Genomic DNA, 22,461 nt, shown 5'->3' with positions numbered 1-22,461 from the left:
ACGCGCTCAGGCACCCGCCCGGTCACGCTCCTGCGCCGCGACCGCGCGGGCGACGCCGTCGCGATTCTCGGCCATCACCCGTTGCACGGCGGCGGGCGCATCGGTGTGCTCCTCAAGCCAGGCGTTCGTCGCCGCGAGCAGGTCGGGACCGGCCAATCCCGCCGGATAGAAGCCGTTGATCTCCTCGGCGATAGCGTGGGTGCGGCTCTCGTAAATGCCGAGCGCGCCGTCGAGGAATCGGGCGATGTAGGGCTGCAAGAGGGCCGGATCGGTAGCGCGGTTGAACCCGGCCGCCAGGGCCTGGATGACCGAGTTCGGCGTCTTGACGTCCTCGACGCCGCACGCCCACGCCACCGCCTTCGCTGCCGGTGTCGGCGCGCTCGCTCGTGCCCGGGCGGCGCGTTCGCGGCCCGTGGAGGTGTTGTCGCGTTCGAGTTCTGCCTGGATCTGCTCATCGCCAGCGGCGCCCGCGGCAACCAGCCCGGTCAACAGCGTCCACCGCATGTCGGTGTCGAGGCTCAGGCCCGGCAGCGTGACCGACCCGTCGTATAGCCCGGCCAGCGTCGTCGTGTCGTCGCCGGGGGCGATCAACGCGGCGTATGCCGTGACCAACTGCAGTTGCGCATCGCTTCCGGCCGGTGCGGCCTGAGCCAGTTCGAGACCCCGGGCGATGACCAGGCGGTGGGCGTCGTCCCGGTGCTCGGGCGCCAAATAGTGGACCAGGCAGGTGTGCACCTGCGCGAGCAGATTGCGCAGCAGCGCGGAGTCGCGCTCGCCGTCGATGACGGCCAGGGCATAGGGCAGATAGTCGCTCGCCGCCATCTCGCCATCGCGTGTCATGTCCCAGACGGTCGCGACAGCGAGCGAGTGCGGCAAGGTTTCGGCGAAGCCCCGCGGATGTGCCAGGACCGTGGCAAGCGAACGCTCGTCGAAGCGGATCTTGGCGTAGGCAAGATCCTCATCGTTGACCAGGACCAGTGCCGGACGCGGCTGCCCGATGAGCATCGGCAGCGGCGTGTTCTCGCCGTCGACGTCGAGCTCGTGCCGGCCGGTGCGGACGAAGGCGCCGTCGATCACGTCATACGTCCCGACGACGAGGCGATGCGGGCGCAACTGCTGATCTCCGGACGCGCAGGTCTGAGCGATGCTGGCCGCGCTGACCAGGCCACGATCGTCCGAATCGATCTGGGGCGTAAGGACATTGACGCCGGCCGTCTCCAACCACAGTTGCGCCCACGTGCGCAGATCACGGCCGGACGCCGCCTCAAGCTCGATGAGCAGATCGCCCAGCGTCGTATTGCTCCACGCATGCTTGGCGAAATAGGTCCGCAGGCCAGCGACGAAGGGGTCGCGGCCGACATACGCAACGAGTTGCTTGAGGACCGACGCGCCCTTGGCGTAGGTGATGCCGTCGAAGTTGACCTCGACATCGTGCAGGTCGCGGATGGGCGCGACGATCGGGTGCGTCGAGGAGAGTTGGTCCTGGCGGTAGGCCCAGGCCTTCTCGTGCGTGCAGAAAGTGGTCCATGCGGATTGCCACTCGGTGGCCTCCGCCTGGCAGACGGTCGAGGCCCACTCGGCGAACGACTCATTGAGCCAGAGGTCGTCCCACCACTTCATGGTGACCAGATCGCCGAACCACATATGCGCGAGTTCGTGCAGGATCGTCAATGCCCGGCGCTCGACGGTGGAGTCGGGCACCTTGCCGCGGAAGACATAGAGCTCGTTGATGGTCACGCAGCCGGCGTTCTCCATCGCGCCCATGTTGTATTCGGGCGTAAAGAGCTGGTCGTATTTGGTGAAGGGGTAGGGGGCGTCGAACATCTCCTCGAAGAAGCCGAAGCCGGCCTTGGTCACCGCCAGCACATTGTCGGCGTCCAGGTGGGGCAGCATCGAGGTCCGGCAGAAGACGCCGAGGTCGATAGTGCCGGCCCGCGTCTGGACGCTGTCGCGCACCACGGCATACGGGCCGGCGACGAGCGCGGTGATGTAGGAGGAGATTCGCCCCGTTGCGGGGAAGGTCCAGGTGGCCGTGCCGGGTCCGGCGGGCTCGGGCTGTGGGGTGATCGCGTTCGAGACGACCTGCCAGTGATCTGGTCCGGTGACGCTGAAGGCGAAGGTCGCCTTGAGGTCGGGCTGCTCGAAGACGGCCATGATCCGGCGGCTGTCTGGGACCTCGAACTGGGTGTAGAGGTAGACCTCGTTGTCGACCGGGTCGACGAATCGGTGCAGGCCTTCACCGGTGTTCATGTAGGCGCAGGTGGCGTCGACGACAAGCTCGTTGGCGGCCGCGAGATCCGGGAGGCTGATCCGGGAGTCGGCGAAATGCGTTGCCGGATCGAGCGATTCACCGTTGAGGGTGATCGCCTCGACGCTCCGCGCGATGAGGTCGATGAAACTCGAGGCACCCGGCGTGGCTGTGAAACGCACGGTCGTGACGCTGCGGAAGGTCTCCGGTGACGTCGTCAGGTCGAGTTTGACGACATAGCTCTCGGTCGCCACGATCGCAGCGCGGTCCTGGGCCTCAGCGCGCGTCAAATTGGTTCCGGGCACTTCTCACTCCTGAAAGGTTGGCTGGGGATCACCCAGTTTCGCGCCATACTTTCACGCTCCGGTAAGGGTGGCAGAATGACCGCATGTCTCCCACCTCGGATTCTGTCGACTCTGCTCGCACGCCGGTCGAGATGTGGTTCGACCCCGTGTGCCCCTGGGCCTGGATGACGTCGCGGTGGCTGATGGCCGTCGAAGAGGTTCGCCCGGTCGATGTCACCTGGTCGGTCATGAGCCTGTCCGTCCTGAACGAGGGCCGCGATCTGCCAGCGGACTACCGCGCCCTGATGGATGCGGCCTGGGCTCCCGTCCGGGTGATCATGGCCGCGCGCGCGGCGCACGGCGACGGTGTCGTCAAACCGCTCTACGATGCGCTGGGGGAGCGGATCCATCACCAGCAGCGCAAAGACTACGACGCCGTCATGGCCGAGGCCCTGGCCGAGGTGGGGCTGCCGGCCGACCTCGCTACCGCCGGCTCGAGCGACGCCGGTGACGAGGCGCTGCGTGCCTCCCACCAGCGCGCCATCGACCTGGTCGGCGACGACGTCGGCACGCCGGTGATCGCCGTCGAGGGCGTCGCCTTCTTCGGCCCGGTCGTCAGCCCCTCGCCACGGGGCGAAGCGGCTGGCAGACTGTGGGATGGCTGCGTGCTCGTCGCCGGAACCGATGGTTTCTTTGAACTCAAGCGCACCCGGACCCGCGGTCCGATTTTCGACCAGGAGGACTGATGCGCGTACACATCGGCGGCGACCACGCGGCATACGAACTCCTCGGTGAGTTGGTCGGCTTCTTGACAGCGGAGGGTCACGAGGTCACCAATCACGGGCCGCTCGAGTACGACGCGCTCGATGACTACCCGGTCTACGTCCTGCGTGCCGCGCAAGCCGTGGCGGCCGATCCCGACTCGCTCGGCGTGGTGCTCGGTGGCTCCGGCAATGGGGAACAGCTGGCGGCCAACAAGGTCGCCGGCATCCGAGCCGCGTTGTGCTACAACGAACAACTGGCGCAGCTTGCGCGCGAGCACAACAATGCCCAGGTCATTTCCATCGGCGCCCGGATGACGGCCGTGGACGAGGCGAAGGCGATGGTCGCGACCTTCCTCGCAACGCCCTTCTCGAACGATCCGCGGCATGTGCGTCGCCTGGAGATGGTTGCGGCATACGAGCGGGACGGCGTGCTGCCTCCGCTGCCGTCCAGCGACTGACGGCATGGCTACCGTCGCCCAAGCACAACGCGTGGGACCGCGCGTTTCCTGGCGACGATTGCAGGTTCGGCTGGGGCAGATCCGGCTCTCGCAACGCGCTCGGCTGGTCATGCTCATGGTGATGGTGGCAGGCAGCGCGGCCTTGCACATCACCTGGCCCGACGAGTTCCCCCTGCTGACCCTGGCACCGTGGGTCGTCGTGGCCGGCTTGTTCCTGTCGCCGACGCCCCTGATCGGGCTCTACGTCTTCATTGCGGGCCTGCTCGCACTCGTCTTTTGGATCGTTCCTACGACGCCGCTGCGCGCAATCACCGTGTTGTCGAGCATGGCCGCCGGCATGATCGCGATGTACGCCCTCTCGGCCTCGCGGGCCAGCCTGGGTACCTATGGCACGCGCAGCAACCGGATGCTGGTGGAGTTGCGGACGCGCCAGCAGCAGCTGGCCGTGCTTCCGGCCCTGCCGGAGGGGTACCGGGCTGAAGCGGCGGTGGTCGGGGCGTTCGGCGATGCCTTCGCCGGGGACGTCCTGATCAGCGCGCCCGGGTTTCACCCGGGGCACCTGGAGTTTGCCCTGATCGATGTCAGCGGGAACGGCTTGCGGGCCGGCTCCCGGGGGCTGATGGTGGCCGGTGCCTTCAGCGGCCTGCTCGGGCAGGTCGAGCCCGAGCGCTTCTTGTCCGCGGCCAACGCCTATCTGGTGCGACAACCGTGGCGCGAGGGCTTCGCTACCGCGGTGCACCTGGAGATCGATCCCGCCACGGACCGCTTCTGGATCAGCAGCGCCGGCCACCCGCCCGCCATGCGGTGTTCGGCAGCGCGCAATACATGGGATCCCCTGCAGGGCGAACAAGGGCCGGCGCTCGGTCTGATCGACGGCATCCCCTTCCCGCGCATGGAGGGGGAGGTGCACACCGGTGATGCGTTGATCCTCTACACCGACGGGATCGTCGAGACGCGGACCGGGGAGTTGCTGGACGGCATCGACTGGATGGGCGGCGTGGCCGAGCGGGCGCTGCAAGTCGGCTTCGAGGGCTTCGCGGCGTATCTGTGCCGCGAGGCGCTCGGCGGGGACGGCGACGACCGCGGGGCACTGGTGGTATGGAAGCTGTGACCACGCCTACCACCGGGGTCCCTGACGGTGTTGCGCACCCGAGCCGGATCCGCACCTATACGCCGCGGTATCGCCTCTCTTCGTTGACCAAGGAACGGCTGGTCACCTTGTTGCCCGACGCGGAGGTCCCCGCACTTCCGGTGGATCGCGCGGCGGCCTTCGGGCGGATGGCGCCCCTGGTCGTCGAGATCGGCTCCGGTCACGGCGCCGCCGCGATCGGGTATGCCGCCGCCCACCCCGAGCACGATGTGCTGGCGGCCGAAGTTCACCTGCCGGGGGTCGTGCGGATGCTGGCCGCGGCGCAGGCCCGTGACGTGACCAACCTGCGCGTCTGGGCCGGGGATGCGCTGGCGCTACTCGAGCGCGGCTTCGAGCCCGGGACGCTCGCCGCGATCCATCTGCTCTTCCCCGACCCGTGGCCCAAGCCGAAGCACGCCAAGCGGCGCTTCGTGCAACAGCGGAATCTGACCATGCTGCATACGTTGCTGGCGCCCGGTGGGCGCTTGCTGATCGCGACCGATCATCCGGTCTATCGCGCGTGGGTGCGGGCCCAGCTGGCGCAGTTCCCGGGGTTCGCGGTTGCCGAAGTCCCGCGCCCGGAATGGAAGGACCTGGACGGCTTCGAGGGGAAGGCCCTGGCCGCCGGCCGGCCGAGCACGTATTTCTCGTGCGTCAAGCCCCGTTCCTAAACTCTGCTAGCACACGTTAGGTGTCGTCCAGCAGGGTAGAACCTGGGGGAGGTCACCTAAGCCCAGCTAGCAGAGCTTAGGGAGCCACGTACGGACAGGGGTGTCCCAGCAGGGTTGAGGGACGGAGCGGTCAGTGGCGCCGGGGTCGGACGACGGCGATCGCGAGGACGCCGAGGCCGGCGAGGGCCAGGCCGATCAGGGTCTTCTTGATCAAATCCCAGTTGGTCCCGTTGCCCAGGATGTCGTTGGCGATATTGCTCACGCGCTCCTGGATGCCGGGGCCTTCGTTGGTCGGGGTGTCCGCACCTGCACCGGCGGCCGAGGATGACGAACTCGACGTGGATGTGATCGGCGCCGTCGTGCTCACAGCCCCGGAGGTGCTGGGGGGTGGTGGAGCGACGCTCGTCGGCGCGACCGGCGTGGTGCTCGCGACGGTCGGGCGGGTGCTCGTGCTGGAGGTCGCCGGCCGGCTGGTGCTGCTCGTGCTCGTCGGTCGCGTGCTGGTGGGCGGTGCGCTGGCGCTGGTCGTCGGTCGCGTGAAGGTCGATGTCGGGCTGGTGCTCGTGGTGTCGGACGGCGGCGGCGTAAAGGTCGGCTCGGTCGTCGGGTCGGACGTGGTCGCGTCGGTCGTCGTCGGGTCGGTCGGCGGCGGGGTGAACGTCGTCGTCGTGTCGCTGGTCGAGGTGTCGGTGCCCGTGGCGAGCACGATGATCGCCGGCAGCGCGTTGCCTGTCATGGCGCTCGCCGCGGCCGGGGCCAAGGAGACGCCCGTCACGGTCGCAATGACGGCGACGGGGAGGGTCAGTCCGCGGCGCGCCGTGCTGCGTCGCGACCGGTTCATCGCGGGCTGGCGGTCGGTCATGGTGTGTTCCCCTGGGTATGGACGGCGGTTGGACGCGGTGTGACGTCATCTATGGGCAGCAGTGCCGACGAAGCAAAAGGACATGCACAGCGCAGCCGGCAAGGCCGGTGGCCGGGGTGATTCTATCATCGCGAGCCACATCAGCCACAGGCGGGCATCGTCGCAGCCCGTCGAGAGTACGGACTCGGTCACGGATTTGCAGGGGCGGGCAAGCGGGCGGTTACCATACGCTCGCTGGTGTCCACGCGGGCATACGGCACGCGGGCGTAGCTCAATGGTAGAGCCTCAGTCTTCCAAACTGATTACGCGAGTTCGATTCTCGTCGCCCGCTCGCACGGCATTTCCACAGGTCAGCGTCGGTTCATCGAGATCCCGGCGACCGAGCCGAGGGCCCTGACCGGGCCATCGGCGCCCGATCCAGCCAAGGCTAGGAATGCGCTCGTTGGGGGCGCCCGTGCAACGGGGTATGGCGCAGGTTGGTAGCGCGTCCGCTTTGGGAGCGGAAGGCCGCCGGTTCAAATCCGGCTACCCCGACGCCGCTCGGCGTTTTTGGGCGTAACCGCCGCTGCCCATAGGATGGACGCAGCCACGCCCCCGTTTCGATGCGCTCGCGCGCTCGACTGCTGGGCCCCTGTGCCCGAACCCTGATCCGATTGCTGGAGTGCCACCTGATGAAGACCGCTGCCGAGACCCTGAGCCCCACGCGGGTCAAGCTGACCGTCGAGGTCCCGTATGACGAGCTCAAGCCGAGCATCGACGCGGCCTACGTCGCGATCGGGTCGCAGATCTCGGTCCCCGGATTCCGCAAGGGCAAGGTTCCGGCGCGGATCATCGACCAGCGGGTGGGTCGCGGCGCCGTGCTGCAGGAGGCCATCAACGAGGCCCTCCCGAACTTCTACGGCCAGGCTGTCGAGGAGGCCGAGGTCCGCCCGATCGGGCAGCCCGAGGTCGAGATCACCGCGGTGCCCATGGACGACTCCGAGCCGTTGGCCTTCACCGCCGAGGTCGACGTCCGCCCAGAGATCACCCTGCCCGACCTCGACACCATCGCGGTTACCGTCGATGACGTCGTGGTCACCGACGAGGACATCACCGAGCGCCTCGACCAGTTGCGGACCCGCTTCGGCACCCTGGTCCCGGTTGAGCGGGCGGCCGGCGTGGGCGACTTCGTCTCCATCGACCTGGCCGCCACCATCGGCGAGGAGTCCATCGACGAGGTGGCCGGCATCTCCTACGAGGTCGGCAGCGGCAATATGCTCATCGGCCTCGATGAGGCGCTCACCGGGCTGAGTGCCGGCGAGTCGGCGACGTTCACCGCGCCTCTGGCCGGGGGCGACCACGCGGGCGAGGACGCCGAGTGCACGGTCACGGTCCAGTCGGTCAAGGAGCGCGAGCTGCCGGAGCTCAATAACGACTTCGCCCAGTTGGCGTCGGAGTTCGACACTCTCGATGAGCTCAAGGCCGAGGTGAACGCCACCACCGAGCGCGCCAAGAAGTTCGAGCAGGGCCTGCAGGCCCGCGACAAGATCCTCGAGCACCTCATCGACACCCTCGATGTCCCGATGCCCGAGAGCGTCATCGAGCACGAGGTGAACCACCACCTTCAGGAGGAGGGTCGCCTCGAGGACGCCGAGCACCGGGCCGAGGTCGATGAGTCCACCCGCCGGGCGCTGAAGGCGCAGTTCATCCTCGACGCGCTGGTGGAGCAGGAAGACGTGGACGTCTCGCAGGAGGAGTTCGTCGAATACCTACTGATGCAGGCGCAGCAGTACCGCATGGACCCCAGCGAGTTCGCCCAGGCCATCGACGCCAACAACCAGGTGCCATCCATGGTCTCCGAAGTGGCGCGTCGCAAGGCCCTCGCGGCCGTCCTCGACCGGGCGAGGATCACCGACGCCTCGGGCAATGTCGTGGACATCTCGGAGCTAGGGGTCGAGGAGGACGCCGAGGACGAGCCGTCATTGCCGATCCTCGAGGTCGACGCTGACGACCTGCTCGATGACACCATCGAGGGTGAGGTTGTCGAGGCGGACGCCGTGGAGGCGCCCGCCGACGAGGCCGCGCCTGCCGACGAGGCCGCGCCTGCCGACGAGGCCGCCAAGGCCTGACCGCTTCTGGTGGCCTGACAGCTTTCCCGCCCGATGCCATAAGACCCTCGTTCGCCACGGAAGACTTCCGTGGCGAACGATGGGTTTCTGGCATCGGGCGGGAAAGCTTTGTCCGGGCCCGAGCGGTGCCCCCGGCATACGGGCCGTCAGCGAGTGGGCGGCGGCCCGGTGGTCTCGCCGAGACGCAGGTGCGTGGGGAAGTGCGTGGTGCGGACGCTCGCGCCGGATAATGCGGCGGCGACCATGGCGCCCAGGGCGCGGCCCCTGGCCTGGCCGTCCTGCACGACCGTGGTCAGGCGTACGTCCACCCAGGGCAGGTCGAGACCGTCGAATCCGGTGACCGAGAGGTCCTCGGGCACACGCAGGCCGAGGTCGGCCGCCACCCGGAGGACACCGGCGGCAAGGACGTCCGACTGGGCGATGATGGCGGTCGGCCGCTCATGCGCGGGGACCCCAAGCAGGAGCCGCGCGGCCTGCTCGCCGGACGCCACATCGGCGATCGTGGTCTGCACCACGCGGGCATCCGGCGCCACATCGAGCACACCCAGCGCCCGGGCGGCCCCGTCCGGATAGGACGCCAGGGCGACCTGTGCCGGCGCGACCGGGCCGGTGGGTACACGCGGCGCCAGCGGCAAGGTGATGTGCCCGATGCGCGTATGACCGAGCCCCACCAGGAGCCGTGCCACCTCTGCGCTGGCAGCCCGCTCGGCCACCAGCAGTTGCGGCACCCGCGGGTCGACGGGCGCGCCCGCGGCGATCATCGGTATGCCGCGCCCGGCCAAGAGGTCCACGGCCGGGTCGTCCCGCGGCCCGCAGAGCGCAAAAACGACCGCGTCGACTGCCGCCGCGCCAAGCTGGGCTAGCAGGCGGGAATCGTCGCCCGGTTCGCGGGGGAGGAGCAGCAGCGCGGCGGGGATGGCGTCCAACTCGCGGGCGAGTCCGTCAAGAACGGTCAGCGCGAAGGGGTCGCCGAAGGCGTCGCCCAGTCGGCCTTCGACCACGACCCCGACCGTGCCGGTGCGGCCCTGACGCAACGAGGAGGCGAGGGGGTTGGGGCCGGCATACGCCAGTTCTTGCGCTGCGGCGCGCACGCGTGCCGCGGTGGCGTCGGAGACCGGCCCGCGGCCGCTGAAGACGAGCGAGGCCGTTGACAAGGAGACGCCGGCCAGCTCTGCGACATCGCGGAGCGTGGGGCGTTTGGCTCGCCCGGGCTGTCCGGCCGAAGCGGCCGGTCGGCTGGTAGCGGAGGCGGCCTTCCGGGTTTGACGTGGCGCGGGCATGGAGGGCACACTAGTCGAATCGGTTCGACTCGAATCGTTTCGACCCCGTTCACGTGACCCGCCTGCCCCCGACGACCACTCTCGCCCAGGAAGCCCGATGACCCCAGCACCCGTCGACCGTTCGGTCGCCCTCGCTGCCCGGACCAGCGTCTTTGCCCTGTTCACTCTCGCCGGTCTGGCCTTCGCCGGCTGGGCGTCGCGGATCGCCGACGCCAAGCTCGAACTCGGCCTGAGCGCGGGCGAACTCGGGGCCACCCTGTTCGCGATGTCGCTCGGCTCGGTCCTGGCCCTGCCTTCCACGGGCAAGCTGATCGAGCGCTTCGGGCTGCCTGCGGTCGTGGGCACGGCCCTGGCCATGGCCGCGACGGGGATCCTGGTGATCGGGCTCGGCGTCGATGTCGCGCACTCGCGCGCCCTGCTGATGGTCGGCCTCTTCCTCGCCGGCCTGGGGGTGGGCTCCTGGGATGTCGGCATGAACCTCGAGGGGGCCGACGTCGAGCGCCATCTCGGCCGGGCGATCATGCCGCACTTCCACGCGGCCTTCTCCGGTGGGACAGTGGTCTCGGCGCTGCTGGGTGCCGCGCTGTCCTGGGCCGGTGTCCGCATCCTCGTCCACATGGTCGCGATCGCCGTCCTCGTCGTCGTGATCGGGGTGTGGTCCCTGCGTTCGCTCTTGCCGCACGACGCGACGGCAGCCGGGGCTACGGCAGCCCACCACGCGGGTGCCGGCACCAAAGCCGCCTCGGCGTGGACCGAGCCGCGCACCCTGTTGATTGGCTTCGTCGTGCTTGTCGCAGCCTTTACCGAGGGGACGGCGAACGACTGGCTCGCGGTCGCCTTCCACGAGGGGTACGACCTGCCGACCTGGGCCGGTGTGCTCGCCTTCGCAACCTTCTTGACGTTTATGACGGTCGGCCGCCTCGTCGGCACCGGCCTGCTCGACCGGCACGGCCGGGTGCCGGTGCTTCGGGTCAGCTTCGGTTTGGCCGTGCTGGGGGCGCTTCTGGTCATCTTCGGCGGCGCCGTCCTCGCCTATCTCGGCGCCGCGATTTGGGGCTTGGGCGCCGCGCTCGGCTTCCCGGTCGGTATGAGTGCGTCCGCCGACGACCCCGCGCGCGCAGCCTCCCGGATGTCGGTCGTCGCGACGATCGGGTATGCCGCCTTCATCGCCGGCCCGCCCCTGCTGGGCTTCCTCGGTGACCACGTCGGTGTCCTGAAGTCGCTGCTCGTCGTCGGGGCCGGCGCGATCTTGGCCCTGCTGATGGTGCCCTCGGTGCGCGAGCCTGAGCCCGAAGCCGCGCCGACCGTCCCGAGCGACGCGGCGACCGGGTCGGCCTGAACCGGCCACTCGACGACCCTGAACCGGCCACTCGACGACCCTGAACCGGCCACTCGACGACCCTGAACCGGCCACTCGACGACCCTGAACCGGCCACTCGACGACCCTGAACCGGCCACTCGACGACCCTGAACCGGCCACTCGACGACCCTGAACCGGCCACTCGACGGGAGAGGTGGGGCGCTGCGCTCAGGGCGAACACGGCATACGGCGGGATTGTCTGGGAAAGGCCGCGCGTTAGGGTCACCATGACTATCCGCAACGAGCACGCCGTCAGGACGGAGACCAGCGTGAGCAACCCCAGCGCAGCTGCCCAGGGTGGGCAGTTCGGGCTCGACGATCACATCTACAACCGGCTGCTCAAGGAACGCATCATCTTCCTCGGCTCCGAAGTCCGCGACGACAACGCGAACGCGATCTGTGCGCAGATGCTGCTGCTCGCCGCCGAGGACCCGACCAAGGACATCTGGCTCTACATCAACAGCCCGGGCGGCTCGGTGACCGCCGGCATGGCGATCTTCGACACCATGAACTGGGTGCCCAATGACGTCGCGACGGTCGCGATGGGGATGGCCGCATCGATGGGCCAGTTCCTGCTCTCGGCCGGCACCCCCGGCAAGCGCTATGCCACGCCGCACGCCCGCGTGATGATGCACCAGCCCTCGGGCGGTATCGGTGGTACGGCCTCGGACATCAAGATCCAGGCCGAGCAGATGCTCTTCATCAAGAAGCAGATGGCCGAGTTGATCGCCCAGCACACCGGCCAGAGCCTGGAGCAGATCGAGGCCGACTCCGACCGCGACCGCTGGTTCACCGCCGAGGAAGCGAAGGCCTACGGCTTCGTCGACCACGTCTTCCGCAGCGCGAAGCAGGCCGCCTCCGACGACAACCCGGTCACCGAGTGACCGCGGGCCACGGATCAAGGACGACAGACATGACTGATTTCGGTATGGCCGCGGGCCGACTCCACGTCCCCGCTCCCAGCAGCCGCTACATCCTCCCGCAGTTCGAGGAGCGCACGTCCTACGGGATGAAGCGCACCGACCCCTACACCAAGCTCTTCGAGGACCGCATCATTTTCCTCGGCGTGCAGGTCGACGACGCCTCGGCGGACGACATCATCGCCCAGTTGATCGTGCTGGAGTCTCAGGACCCCGACCGCGACATCCTGATGTACATCAACAGCCCCGGCGGCTCGTTCACGGCGATGACCGCGATCTACGACACGATGCAGTACATCCGCCCCGATGTGCAGACCTTCGTCATCGGCCAAGCCGCGTCCGCCGCGGCGGTACTGCTCGGCGCGGGTGCGCCCGGCAAGCGCTTCGCCCTGCCGAATGCCCGCGTGCTCATCCACCAGCCGGCGCTCATGGGCGGCGACTACGGACAGGCGTCCGACCTGGAGATCCAGGCCAAGGAGGTCCTGCGGATGCGCGAGTGGCTCGAGGAGACCTGGGCCAAGCACTCCGGCCGCAGCGTCGAGCAGGTCCGCAAGGACATTGAGCGCGACAAGATCCTCTCGGCCGACGAGGCCAAGGAGTACGGCCTGATCGACGAGGTCCTCAAGACCCGCAAGGCCTCTTTCGAGGACTGAAAGGCCGGCCTGCGCCACCCCCGGAACGTCACTCGGCTCCCTCGAGCCGGGTGACTTTCCGCGTCGTGTGGCGCCGGCCGGCCCGGGTTAATCGCCCGGTAATCCCGATGCTGGACCCTCGACGTCACACCGGCGGAAAGTCCGTCGAGGTAGAGATCGGTGGTCATCTATGTCCGCGATAACCCGAGCGCTCACCCACGCGGGCTAGGTCCCGTGGCGGCTGGATTCACCGTTTCGGCGGCCGGCTGACAACGCGGCCGGGCGTGAGGGGGGTCGGGGGCGGGTGGCGTCGAGTCCTCGACGCCACCCGTTCGGCGTGCCCCGCGCCTCGCTCCGCAGAGACTCGGCGTGGCGATCATCTGGCCGGCGCAGACACGCTCTCGCCCACGGCCCGGGCCAGGAAGGTCATCCACATCCGGTAGGGGCGCCACGCCTCCGCGCGTGCGGTGAACTCCGCATCGGTCATCGGCTGAGCCGCGCCGCAGAGGCGTTCGAGCGCGGCGCGGCTGCGGGGCTCGATCAGGACGAGGACATCGGGCTGGCCGAGCGAGCGGTAGACGATCAGGCCGCTGTAGAAGGGTCCGATGCCCGGCAGGTGCTGGACATCGAGTCGCGCGTCCTCGGGGTCCATCGCCAACAAGCGCGCCGCGGACAGCCTGCCCTCAGGCGCCGCATGCGCGATGGCCTGCAGACGAGGAATCGCAGCCTCGGGGAGGCCGCGCAACTGCGCCAACGTCGCCAGCCGGCTGGGCGCCGGGAAGGAGTGCAGCGTCTGGCCGGCCAGGTCGTATGCCGTGCCGAGTTGCTCGGAGAGCCGTTGCCGCAGCACCCGGCCCTGGGCCGCGGACCGCCGGGCGCTGAGGATCGACCATGCGGCAGCCTCATACGGCGAGTAGAACTGCGGCGGGCGCAGGCCGTCGGCCGCCGCAACCAGGGCCGCGGCGACCGGGTCACGTCCGGCCAGGTCGGCGAAGCCGGCGCCGTCGACGTGGACCGAGAGCACGCGGGCGACCTGCCCGGCTACGATCGCCGGATCGGCATCGGAGGTGATGGTCAGGTCGAGTTCGTCGTCGCGCTGCCGGATCTCGACCCCAGCGCTCTGCTCGTGCGTGCCGTCGACGGTGAACGCCAGGCGCATCACGCCGTCCCAGTCTTGCTCGGCGCGATGGCCGAAACCGACGAGAGCGGTGCGCATGAGGTTGAGGCGGCCCCGAGTGGGGAGGGTGACCGTGCTCGTTGTGGCGTCCATGACTCTTAGCGTCGTCGGCAAAGTGATCACCGACTGATCATTTTTTCTGCGAATCTTGGCGGTATGCGCGCCGACCGCCTCGTTGCAGCCCTTCTGCTGCTGCAGCAGAAGGGCCGGCTGACCGCTGCCGAACTGGCCCGCGAGTTGGATGTCTCGGTGCCCACAGCGCGCCGCGACCTCGAAGCACTGTCGGCCAGCGGCATACCGGTCTATCCGCAGGCCGGACGCGGCGGCGGCTGGCAACTCGTTGGCGGGGCGCGCACCGACCTGACCGGCCTGACCGCGGGGGAGGCCCGCTCGCTCTTCCTGCTGCTCGGGCCCGGCGGGCGCGCGGATCCCGACGCGCGCACCGCCCTACGCAAGCTCGCCCGGGCGCTGCCCGCGCCGTTTCGAGACGAGGCCCTGGCTGCGGCCGATGCCGTCGTTCACGACCCCGCCGGCTGGGGTGAGCAGCAGGCGGTGTCGCCGGCCGACCACGTCCGCCGGACGCTCCAGGATGCCGTCGTCCGGCGCCGGCGGGTCGACCTGACGTATGCCGCGCCCACCGGATCGCCGTCGGTGCGCGTGGTCGATCCGTGGGGCCTGGCGGCCAAGGACGGCCGCTGGTATCTCGTCGCCGGCACCGACGCCGGGCGCCGGACCTTCCGGCTCGACCGGGTGGTCGTGGCCGCCGTGCTCGACGCGCAGGCGACCAGACCCGCGGATCTCGACCTCGGCGCGGAGTGGGACCAGGTCGTGACGGCGGTCGAGGAGCGCCGCGCCGGACTGTGGGCCGACCTGCTCGTGGCACCCGCTGCGGTGCCGATGCTGCGGCGCACATTCGGGCGGCATACGGAAGTCGCGCAGGCGCGTCCGAACGGGGTGCCCGCCCGGGTGGCCGGCCTGAACGCGGACGTGCTGGCCCGGCGGCTGGCGAGCTTCGGCGGATCGGTGCGCGTCCTCGGCCCGCCCGAGGTGCGCGAGCGGCTGCTCGAGGTCGCCCGAGGAAGCATTGCGGCCCAAGCGGATTCGGGCGCTACCGGCAGCACCGGTGCAGGTCAGGAGTATTCGGGGCCCAGGTCGACGGTGGCGGTGAGGGTCCACCCGGGTCCGGGCTTGCCGAGCAATGGATAGGCCGTCGTCGTCGCGTCGACCTCGCTTGCCTCGGTGTCCGAGGCACAGGCGATCTCGCCCTTCTCGGTGCGCAACGTGAGCTCCGCGACGGCGTCGTAGGGCGCGGTGAGCACAAGGCGCCCGGGAATCTGCCCGCGCCAGAAGGAGAATCGCCCGGGCTCGGTCGTGATTCGCACGCCCGGCACGCCGAGGTCGAAGCCGCCGCCGGCCCAAGCGACGTTTACCTCGCGGGTCACCGCGTGCACCAGCAGGCAGAAGTCGACGACGAGTTGGACCGCCTGGCCCGCTGCGTCGACGCCCCAAACCGACGGATAGGCGCCGTCGCCCCAGCCCGAGCTGGCGACCACACCGCACGGCTCGCCCGCGCCGAAGCGGAGGAGCTCGGCGAGTGACTCGGTATCGACGACGAGGTCCTCGTAGGCGCTCTCCTTCCCCGGACGGTCGCCGCGGCATACGCGCCGATGCCGATGACGGCGAGGTTTCCGGCATCGACTCCGGCGACGTGACCGCCGTCCGACGCCGTGGCCGGATGCCAGGCCACCGGTGCATCTGGGCCGAAAGTGACGCGCAGAGCGGCGCACCGCTCGAAGGCTACCGCGATGTCGGCGGCATACTCCCCGGGCGGCACCGAGCGCGTCAGGGCCTTGATCATGGACGCGTCATAGGCGAAGTCGACGACCGCCAGGACCCCCGAACTCACCGTGAAGCGGCCGACGGGGCGGACCTCGATCCGCGTGCTGTCGCCGTCGTCGTCGACGATGTCGCGCTCGACGAAGAGCCGAGCCGGATCGAGCCGTGCGTAGTGCGGCGGCATCGCCGTCAGGGTCGCATCGGCGGTGGCCGACCCGGTCAGGGCGGACGCCCGCTCGGCCGGCATGAACGCCGCGTCCGGATCGTCGTAGAAGCCGTCGATGGCCGCGATCCGCCAGTCACCATCCAGACGCACCAGCCGGTATTCGAGGAAGCGCGGGCCGGTGCTTCGCGTCGGCGTCGCAGCGACCCGGGCGACATCGCCGTCGATGGCCGTTGCGGTCGTCAGCTGGCTTGTCGGGCCGAACTCCGGCGCGCCGGAAAACGCGCGGGCGAGCAGCTGCGCCCCCGGTTGGCGTGCCGATCCCCTAACGCAGCGAGCTGGGAATCCACGTCGCGAAGCCGTCGCCATCGTCGCCGTCGAAATGCGGCTGGGCAATGACCCACTGGGCTTCGTAATCAAGCAGGAAGGCGTCGATCCGGTCCTGGGGCGTGCTCGCCGTCATGATGGCGAGGGTAATGCTCGGCTGCCGCCGGACGGGCTGAGCCGTCCGGTCTCATGCGCCGGTATGCAGTGGCGCCAGGACCGCTGTGAGCTCGGCCAAGGCATGCGGGCGGATCCAGTAGTAGACCCAGGTCCCGCGGCGCTCGCACTCGACGATGCCATTGTCGCGCAAGACTTTCAGGTGGTGGGAAATTGTCGGACCGGACAGCTCGAAGGCCCTGGTCAACTCGCAGACACACACCTCGGGCATGGCGGCGATCATCGACGCCAGGCGCAGCCGGACCGGGTCGCCGAGGGCCTTGAAGAGCGGGGCGAGGGCCTGTGCCCGGTCGGCATCGAGCGAGGCGATCGCCGGGGTGCAGCACATCACGTCCGAGGCCATGCCCCTATCTTGACAGATCTCGAAACAGCGGTCCAGACTGATTCTGCTTAGACGATCATCAATCCAAGGAGAGGGCGCCATGACCGCGTCCAGCGCGTCCCCGTCGGCAGCCGACGACATCCGAGAGGCCGTCCGCGAGCGGTATGCCGCGTCCGCCCGTTCCGCTCTGGCCGTTGCCGATGACTCGTGCTGCGGCACGCGGTGCTGCTCCGACGGGCCGGCCGCGTCCGATCCCATCAGCGGCGACCTCTACGACGCCGACGCCGTGCCGTCGGCCGGTGCGCTGGCGGCCTCGCTCGGGTGCGGGAACCCGACTCTGCTCGCCGACCTCCAGCCGGGGCAGGACGTGCTCGACCTCGGCTCCGGCGGCGGACTCGACGTCCTGCTCTCGGCGCGGCGCGTGGCGCCGGGGGGAACGGCATACGGGCTGGATATGACGCCCGAGATGCTGGACCTCGCGCGCCGCCACCAGGCCGAGGCGGGCATCGGCAATGCCGAGTTCATGCTCGGGACGATCGAGTCGATTCCGTTGCCGGACAACGCCGTCGACGTCGTCATCTCCAACTGCGTGATCAACCTTTCGGCCGACAAGGACGCGGTCCTGCGCGAAGCCGCGCGCGTGCTCCGGCCCGGCGGCCGGTTCGCCGTCTCCGACATCGTGCTGCTGCGCCCGCTGGCTCCGGAGCTCACCGGCATCGTGGCCCTGTGGACAGGGTGCATCGCCGGCGCGCTGCTCGAGACCGACTATGTCGCCCGGCTCACGGCGGCCGGTTTCGAGGACGCCTCGGTCGAGGTGACCCGGCGCTACACGCGTGCCGACCTGGAGGACCTCGCCGCGCGTCTGGCGCCCGCCGACTTGCCGACTGGCGTGGATGTGGCAGCGGCCGTCGACGCCCTGGACGGGGCGTTCGCGAGCGCCTTCGTGCGCGCGATCATGCCGGCCTGACGGCGATGACGACCGCGCTCGATGCGGCCGATCCCGTTGCCGCCCTGAAGCTTTCGCGGCTCGATCGGTTGCTGCCTGTCTGGATCGGGGCCGCCATGGTGCTCGGGCTGGCGCTGGGCCGCCTGGTCCCCGGCCTCGATTCGGCGCTGAGCCGGGTCGAGGTGGCCGGGATCTCGCTGCCCATCGCGATCGGGCTGCTGGTGATGATGTATCCCGTCCTGGCCAAGGTCCGCTACGACCGGCTCGACACCGTGACCCACGACAGGCGGCTGCTGGTGTCGTCACTGGTGCTGAACTGGCTGATCGGGCCGGCGCTGATGTTTGCGCTCGCGTGGCTGATGCTGCCGGACCTGCCCGCCTATCGCACCGGTCTGATCATCGTCGGTCTGGCGCGCTGCATCGCCATGGTCATCATCTGGAACGACCTCGCCTGCGGCGATCGCGAGGCCGCGGCCGTGCTGGTCGCGATCAATTCGCTCTTCCAGTTGGTCGCCTTCGCCGGCCTGGGCTGGTTCTATCTGACGGTGCTGCCGGGCTGGCTGGGACTGGCGAGCACGCACCTCGACGTCTCGCCCGGCGCGATCGCGGCCAGTGTGGCGGTTTTCCTCGGCATCCCGCTGGCCGCGGGCTATCTCTCGCGGCGCCTCGGTGAGGCCCGCCGCGGGCGCGCGTGGTACGAGGAGGAATTTCTCCCGCGGATCGGCCCGTGGGCGCTCTACGGGTTGCTCTTCACCGTCGTCCTGCTCTTCGCCCTGCAGGGCGAGCAGATCACTGCCCGGCCCTGGGATGTGGCGCGGATCGCGCTGCCTCTGCTTGCCTATTTTGCGCTGATGTGGGGCGGCGGCTATGGGCTCGGGCGCGCCCTCGGCTTCACGTATGCCCGCACCACGACGATGGCCTTCACCGCTGCGGGCAACAACTTCGAGTTGGCGATCGCCGTCGCCATCGCGACCTTCGGCGTCAGCTCCGGCCAGGCGTTGGCCGGCGTCGTCGGGCCGCTCATCGAGGTCCCGGTGCTCGTCGGATTGGTGTATGTCAGCCTGGCCCTGCGCCGGCGATTTCCCCACGCGGCCGGGCCCGCCGCGGCATACGGAGAGCGAGTATGACTGAGCCCACCGACCGCCGTGCGTCCGGGAAGCGGACCTCACCGACGGGATAAACCTCGCGCATGCGCTAGGCGCGCGCGGGTAGGCTCTCGCCCTCGTGGGACGCATCGGGGAAGCCATCGCACCGGCCCGGATGGGCCGCGACTTCCGGTGGCTGATGTCCTCCTCCTGGATCAGCAATATCGGCGACGGCATCGCCCTCGCGGCGGGGCCGCTCCTAGTCGCCTCGCAGACGCGCAACGCCGTCCTCGTGGCCCTGGCCGCCGCGCTCCAACGGGTGCCCACCTTGCTCTTCGGGCTGATCGCCGGGGCGATCGCCGACCGGATGGATCGCCGCACCCTGGTCGTGTTGGCGGACCTCAGCCGGCTGCTCGTCCTGGGCTTCCTCATCGCCACGCTTGCCACGGGGCATGTCAACATCACCATCGTCCTGGTCGTGATGTTTGTCCTGGGCTGTGCCGAGATCTTCGCCGATACCGCGTCGGGCACGATCTTGCCGATGCTGGTGGACAAGGCCGATCTCGGACTCGGCAACGCCCGGCTGATGGCCGGCTTTCTGACGGCCAACCAACTGGTGGGACCGCCGGTCGGGGCCTTCTTGTTCGCCGCGGGGATGGCCTGGCCCTTCGTGACACAGACCGTGACCATGCTGCTCGGGATCGTGCTGATCCGGCGGATCGCGCGGCCCATGCACCCCGAGCGCGCGGATCTGGAGTACACGCACGTGCTGCGGGACATCGGCGAGGGTGTTCGCTGGCTGCTCGGCAATGCCGCCGTGCGCACCCTGGCCCTGGTCATCCTCGCGTTCAATGTCACGTGGGGTGCGGCGTGGTCGGTGCTCGTGCTCTACGCGCTCGACCACTTGCACATGGGGGAACTCGGCTTCGGGCTGCTCACCACGGCAGCCGCGGTGGGCGGGATGGTGGGCACGCTGGCATACGGCCGGTTGGAGCGGCTCTTCCCGCTCGCGGGGCTGATGCGCACCTGCCTGCTGCTGGAGGTGCTCACGCATACGGCCCTGGCGATGACGACGAACGGGTGGGTGGCGATCGCGATCATGGTGGTCTTCGGGGCGTATGCCTTCGTCTGGGGCACGCTCTCGACGGCCGTCCGGCAGCGCGCGGTGCCCACAGCCTTCCAGGGGCGGGTTAGCAGCGTCTACCTGGTCGGGCTCTTCGGTGGGCTAGTGGTCGGGCAACTGCTCGGTGGCGTGATCGCGCAGCGGTGGGGGCTGACCGCGCCCTTCTGGTTCGCTGCGGTCGGCTCCGGTCTGGCGCTCGCGGCCGTATGGCGCCAACTCGCCTATATCGCCCACGCCGATTCCGGGCAGTGAAGGGGGCCGAGGCTGCTGCCTACCGTGCAGTAAGTGGGGTGATCACCCTGCTTACTGCACGGTAGGCCGGACTTCGGGCGGGGGTGAACGGCATACAGGCAGGTGGGGGAGGGGCGCGAGCTTCCGCTGTCAGCGGAACGGGTGCCGTCGTCGCGACATGTGGGTTTCAATGGTCGAAGCGGGCACCGGCGGCAGGTAGCGTCGGGGCACGACGGGCGCTTGGGTGCCCGATCCCACGGATTCGATGGTGAAGGGAGCACGAGCGGATGGCGCGCGCGGGCGAAGGCGGCGATTTGTTGAAGTGCTCCTTCTGCGGGAAGTCGCAGAAGCAGGTCAAGAAGCTGATCGCCGGACCGATGGTCTACATCTGCGACGAGTGCATCGACCTGTGCAACGAGATCATCGAGGAGGAGCTGGCGGAGTCGACCGACCTCGGCTTCGACGAGCTGCCCAAGCCCCGCGAGATCTTCGACTTCCTTAAGACCTACATCATCGGCCAGGAGCCGGCCAAGAAGGCGCTCGCCGTCGCCGTCTACAACCACTACAAGCGCATCCAGGCCGGTGACGGCTCGGGCAAGCGCGACGCCAATCACGTCGAGATCGCCAAGTCCAACATCCTGCTGATCGGGCCCACCGGGTGCGGCAAGACCTATCTCGCGCAAACTCTCGCCAAGATGCTCAACGTCCCCTTCGCGATCGCCGACGCGACCGCGTTGACCGAGGCCGGCTATGTCGGCGAGGACGTCGAGAACATCCTGCTGAAGCTCATCCAGGCCGCCGACTACGACGTCAAGCGCGCCGAGACCGGGATTATCTATATCGACGAGGTGGACAAGATCGCCCGCAAGTCCGAGAACCCCTCGATCACCCGCGATGTCTCGGGTGAAGGCGTGCAGCAGGCGTTGCTGAAGATCCTCGAGGGCACGACCGCGTCGGTGCCGCCGCAGGGTGGGCGCAAGCACCCGCACCAGGAGTTCATCCAGATCGACACCACCAATGTGCTCTTCATCGTCGGCGGGGCCTTCGCCGGTCTGGAGAAGCTCATCGAGGGGCGGATCGGCAAGAAGGGCCTCGGCTTCGGCTCCGAGTTGCACAACCCGAAGGATCTGGCCGAGTCGATCAGCGATGTGATGCCCGAGGACCTGATGAAGTTTGGCCTGATCCCGGAGTTCATCGGCCGGCTGCCGGTGATCACGACCGTCTCGCCGCTGGACTGCGAGGCGCTCGTGCGGATCCTGAGCGAACCCAAGAACGCCCTGGTCAAGCAGTACGCCAAGATGTTCGAGCTGGACGGCGTCGAGCTGGAGTTCACGCCGGACGCCCTGACCGCGATCGCCGAACAGGCGCTCAAGCGCGGCACCGGTGCGCGTGGCCTGCGGGCGATCATGGAAGAAGTCCTGATGCCGGTGATGTTCGACGTGCCCAGCGATGACGACATCGCCCGCGTCGTCGTCAGCCGCGAAACGGTGCTCGGCAATGTGCTGCCGACGATCGTGCGCCAGGCCGAGATCACCCCGCCACGCAAGCGCGCACCGCGCAAGCGCTCCGCCTGACACGGCATACGGATCGCAGCCCGCACGGGCGCGGCGGATCGGGTTGGATGAGGGTATGAGCCCGCCGTATCGCCTGCACACCGGCGACGCCGCGCCGGCGCAACAGAGTCAGGTCACCTGTGGTGCGGCGTGCCTGACCATCGCGCGGATGCTGGTCGACCCGGCCTTCGCGGCCTGGATCCTCACCGGTGACGGACCGCGTGCCGGTCTGCCGAACGCGGCCGATGCCGGGGCGCGCTTCGCGGCCTACGAACGCGTCGTCCATCGCCGCACCAACAGTCTGTATGCCGGCGGGGGCCGCCTCAATCTGCCGTGGCCGCGCCGCCTGGGCACGCCGCCATGGGGGGCGAAGAAAGAACTGGAGTTCGGCGCCTCGCGGCGCGGCACGCGGTATGACGTGGAAGTGCTGCGCTCCGACTCGACCCGGGCGTTGGACGCGCACTACGGGCGACTACTGCGCTTGGTGGCGGACGGTGAGCCGGCGCTGATCTATGTCGGCGACTCGGTCCTGCCGCGCCACGTCTGCCTGATCCTGCCCGATCGCGGCGACGGCAACCTCGAGGTCTACGAACCGACCGCCGGGCACGTCTTCGAATTCGGGCGGACCGCCTTCGTGGGGTCGGGGCTCGGCCTGGGCGGCTGGAATATCCCATGGTTCACGGTGCAGCCGAGCGGGCTGATCCCGGCCCGCGAGTTCGGTTTCGCCCCAGGCCGTGCCGACGCCTCCCCGGCCTGAAACCTCCACCCTCCTGCACACCCATCCCGCCACCGCGGTCGTATGGCTCCC

23 protein-coding genes and 2 tRNA genes are annotated in these 22,461 nt (G+C 69.2%); 17 read left to right on the top strand and 8 right to left on the bottom strand.

Annotation, left to right across the window (positions count from 1 at the left end):
- Nucleotides 1–6 precede the first annotated feature (6 nt).
- Complete coding sequence (gene pepN, locus ABD209_RS12060) at nucleotides 7–2,553, bottom strand: aminopeptidase N (protein ID WP_344066610.1); 2,547 nt, start codon at nucleotides 2,551–2,553, stop codon at nucleotides 7–9.
- Between the two features lie 83 nt (nucleotides 2,554–2,636).
- Between pepN and ABD209_RS12055 the strand changes: the two genes are divergently transcribed.
- The 4 genes from ABD209_RS12055 to trmB are packed head-to-tail and all read left to right on the top strand — an operon-like array spanning nucleotide 2,637 to nucleotide 5,554.
- Nucleotides 2,637–3,278: a mycothiol-dependent nitroreductase Rv2466c family protein gene (locus ABD209_RS12055; protein WP_344066607.1), complete on the top strand. Its 642-nt coding sequence runs from the start codon at nucleotides 2,637–2,639 to the stop codon at nucleotides 3,276–3,278.
- Nucleotides 3,278–3,754, top strand: a complete 477-nt coding sequence (locus ABD209_RS12050) for a ribose-5-phosphate isomerase (protein ID WP_344066604.1) — start codon at nucleotides 3,278–3,280, stop codon at nucleotides 3,752–3,754. The genes ABD209_RS12055 and ABD209_RS12050 overlap by 1 nt, the downstream gene beginning before the upstream one ends.
- Before the next feature lie 4 nt (nucleotides 3,755–3,758).
- Nucleotides 3,759–4,865: a SpoIIE family protein phosphatase gene (locus ABD209_RS12045; protein ID WP_344066601.1), complete on the top strand. Its 1,107-nt coding sequence runs from the start codon at nucleotides 3,759–3,761 to the stop codon at nucleotides 4,863–4,865.
- Nucleotides 4,862–5,554 carry a tRNA (guanine(46)-N(7))-methyltransferase TrmB gene (gene trmB, locus ABD209_RS12040; RefSeq protein ID WP_344066599.1) on the top strand — a complete coding sequence of 231 codons (693 nt, stop codon included), beginning with the start codon at nucleotides 4,862–4,864 and terminating at the stop codon, nucleotides 5,552–5,554. The genes ABD209_RS12045 and trmB overlap by 4 nt, the downstream gene beginning before the upstream one ends.
- Nucleotides 5,555–5,684: 130 nt before the next feature.
- Here trmB and ABD209_RS12035 read toward each other — a convergent pair whose 3' ends face one another.
- Nucleotides 5,685–5,816, bottom strand: coding sequence for a hypothetical protein (locus ABD209_RS12035; protein WP_324385982.1), 132 nt, complete (start codon nucleotides 5,814–5,816; stop codon nucleotides 5,685–5,687).
- 34 nt (nucleotides 5,817–5,850) lie between these two features.
- Here ABD209_RS12035 and ABD209_RS12030 point away from each other — a divergent pair, with 34 nt between their 5' ends.
- The 4 genes from ABD209_RS12030 to tig all read left to right on the top strand — a co-directional run bounded on the left by ABD209_RS12030 (nucleotide 5,851) and on the right by tig (nucleotide 8,524).
- Complete coding sequence (locus tag ABD209_RS12030; RefSeq protein ID WP_344066596.1) at nucleotides 5,851–6,459, top strand: hypothetical protein; 609 nt, start codon at nucleotides 5,851–5,853, stop codon at nucleotides 6,457–6,459.
- 217 nt (nucleotides 6,460–6,676) lie between these two features.
- Nucleotides 6,677–6,747 (top strand) — tRNA-Gly (locus tag ABD209_RS12025).
- 129 nt (nucleotides 6,748–6,876) lie between these two features.
- Nucleotides 6,877–6,950: transfer RNA gene (locus ABD209_RS12020), tRNA-Pro, on the top strand.
- 137 nt (nucleotides 6,951–7,087) lie between these two features.
- Nucleotides 7,088–8,524: a trigger factor gene (gene tig, locus ABD209_RS12015; RefSeq protein WP_344066593.1), complete on the top strand. Its 1,437-nt coding sequence runs from the start codon at nucleotides 7,088–7,090 to the stop codon at nucleotides 8,522–8,524.
- A 146-nt stretch (nucleotides 8,525–8,670) separates the two neighbouring features.
- Here the strand turns inward: tig and ABD209_RS12010 are convergent, their stop codons facing one another.
- Nucleotides 8,671–9,804: a LacI family DNA-binding transcriptional regulator gene (locus tag ABD209_RS12010; RefSeq protein WP_344066590.1), complete on the bottom strand. Its 1,134-nt coding sequence runs from the start codon at nucleotides 9,802–9,804 to the stop codon at nucleotides 8,671–8,673.
- A 97-nt stretch (nucleotides 9,805–9,901) separates the two neighbouring features.
- On the opposite strand from ABD209_RS12010, the gene ABD209_RS12005 reads away from it, so the two are divergent.
- From ABD209_RS12005 to ABD209_RS11995, 3 genes are all read left to right on the top strand, one after another.
- The gene (locus tag ABD209_RS12005) at nucleotides 9,902–11,143 is read left to right on the top strand and encodes an MFS transporter (RefSeq protein ID WP_344066587.1); all 1,242 of its coding nucleotides are present in this window, start codon (nucleotides 9,902–9,904) and stop codon (nucleotides 11,141–11,143) included.
- A 248-nt stretch (nucleotides 11,144–11,391) separates the two neighbouring features.
- Nucleotides 11,392–12,048: an ATP-dependent Clp protease proteolytic subunit gene (locus ABD209_RS12000; RefSeq protein ID WP_344066584.1), complete on the top strand. Its 657-nt coding sequence runs from the start codon at nucleotides 11,392–11,394 to the stop codon at nucleotides 12,046–12,048.
- Between the two features lie 29 nt (nucleotides 12,049–12,077).
- On the top strand, nucleotides 12,078–12,737 hold the full coding sequence (locus ABD209_RS11995) for an ATP-dependent Clp protease proteolytic subunit (RefSeq protein WP_324385976.1): 660 nt from the start codon (nucleotides 12,078–12,080) through the stop codon (nucleotides 12,735–12,737).
- A 355-nt stretch (nucleotides 12,738–13,092) separates the two neighbouring features.
- Here ABD209_RS11995 and ABD209_RS11990 read toward each other — a convergent pair whose 3' ends face one another.
- On the bottom strand, nucleotides 13,093–13,986 hold the full coding sequence (locus ABD209_RS11990; RefSeq protein WP_344066580.1) for a DNA-3-methyladenine glycosylase family protein: 894 nt from the start codon (nucleotides 13,984–13,986) through the stop codon (nucleotides 13,093–13,095).
- 63 nt (nucleotides 13,987–14,049) lie between these two features.
- On the opposite strand from ABD209_RS11990, the gene ABD209_RS11985 reads away from it, so the two are divergent.
- Nucleotides 14,050–15,099, top strand: a complete 1,050-nt coding sequence (locus ABD209_RS11985) for a helix-turn-helix transcriptional regulator (protein WP_344066577.1) — start codon at nucleotides 14,050–14,052, stop codon at nucleotides 15,097–15,099.
- Here ABD209_RS11985 and ABD209_RS11980 read toward each other — a convergent pair.
- From ABD209_RS11980 to ABD209_RS11965, 4 genes are read right to left on the bottom strand one after another with little or no spacing between them, the layout of a single operon-like run.
- Nucleotides 15,024–15,446, bottom strand: a complete 423-nt coding sequence (locus ABD209_RS11980) for a DUF4241 domain-containing protein (protein WP_425564662.1) — start codon at nucleotides 15,444–15,446, stop codon at nucleotides 15,024–15,026. The genes ABD209_RS11985 and ABD209_RS11980 overlap by 76 nt on opposite strands.
- On the bottom strand, nucleotides 15,332–16,261 hold the full coding sequence (locus ABD209_RS11975; protein WP_344066571.1) for a hypothetical protein: 930 nt from the start codon (nucleotides 16,259–16,261) through the stop codon (nucleotides 15,332–15,334). Before ABD209_RS11975 ends, ABD209_RS11980 begins: the two co-directional genes overlap by 115 nt.
- Complete coding sequence (locus ABD209_RS11970) at nucleotides 16,218–16,355, bottom strand: hypothetical protein (RefSeq protein ID WP_324387156.1); 138 nt, start codon at nucleotides 16,353–16,355, stop codon at nucleotides 16,218–16,220. The genes ABD209_RS11975 and ABD209_RS11970 overlap by 44 nt, the downstream gene beginning before the upstream one ends.
- 51 nt (nucleotides 16,356–16,406) lie before the next feature.
- Complete coding sequence (locus tag ABD209_RS11965; protein WP_324387157.1) at nucleotides 16,407–16,736, bottom strand: ArsR/SmtB family transcription factor; 330 nt, start codon at nucleotides 16,734–16,736, stop codon at nucleotides 16,407–16,409.
- Between the two features lie 79 nt (nucleotides 16,737–16,815).
- Here ABD209_RS11965 and arsM point away from each other — a divergent pair, with 79 nt between their 5' ends.
- The 5 genes from arsM to ABD209_RS11940 all read left to right on the top strand — a co-directional run bounded on the left by arsM (nucleotide 16,816) and on the right by ABD209_RS11940 (nucleotide 22,410).
- Nucleotides 16,816–17,682 carry an arsenite methyltransferase gene (gene arsM, locus ABD209_RS11960; RefSeq protein WP_344066566.1) on the top strand — a complete coding sequence of 289 codons (867 nt, stop codon included), beginning with the start codon at nucleotides 16,816–16,818 and terminating at the stop codon, nucleotides 17,680–17,682.
- A gap of 5 nt (nucleotides 17,683–17,687) precedes the next feature.
- Nucleotides 17,688–18,788 (top strand): ACR3 family arsenite efflux transporter, encoded by a 1,101-nt coding sequence (gene arsB, locus ABD209_RS11955; protein WP_344066563.1) that lies wholly within the window; start codon nucleotides 17,688–17,690, stop codon nucleotides 18,786–18,788.
- A gap of 97 nt (nucleotides 18,789–18,885) precedes the next feature.
- On the top strand, nucleotides 18,886–20,121 hold the full coding sequence (locus tag ABD209_RS11950; protein WP_344066560.1) for an MFS transporter: 1,236 nt from the start codon (nucleotides 18,886–18,888) through the stop codon (nucleotides 20,119–20,121).
- A gap of 266 nt (nucleotides 20,122–20,387) precedes the next feature.
- Complete coding sequence (clpX, locus tag ABD209_RS11945) at nucleotides 20,388–21,674, top strand: ATP-dependent Clp protease ATP-binding subunit ClpX (RefSeq protein WP_344066557.1); 1,287 nt, start codon at nucleotides 20,388–20,390, stop codon at nucleotides 21,672–21,674.
- A 55-nt stretch (nucleotides 21,675–21,729) separates the two neighbouring features.
- Nucleotides 21,730–22,410 carry a hypothetical protein gene (locus ABD209_RS11940; RefSeq protein WP_344066554.1) on the top strand — a complete coding sequence of 227 codons (681 nt, stop codon included), beginning with the start codon at nucleotides 21,730–21,732 and terminating at the stop codon, nucleotides 22,408–22,410.
- The last annotated feature ends 51 nt before the right edge of the window (nucleotides 22,411–22,461 follow it).

This window comes from Nostocoides vanveenii (genome assembly GCF_039531165.1).
In the GTDB taxonomy this organism is placed as follows: Bacteria; Actinomycetota; Actinomycetes; order Actinomycetales; family Dermatophilaceae; genus Nostocoides_A; species Nostocoides_A vanveenii.
The sequence above is the reverse complement of the archived record's forward strand: the minus strand, read 5'-3'. Positions and strand labels throughout refer to the sequence as shown.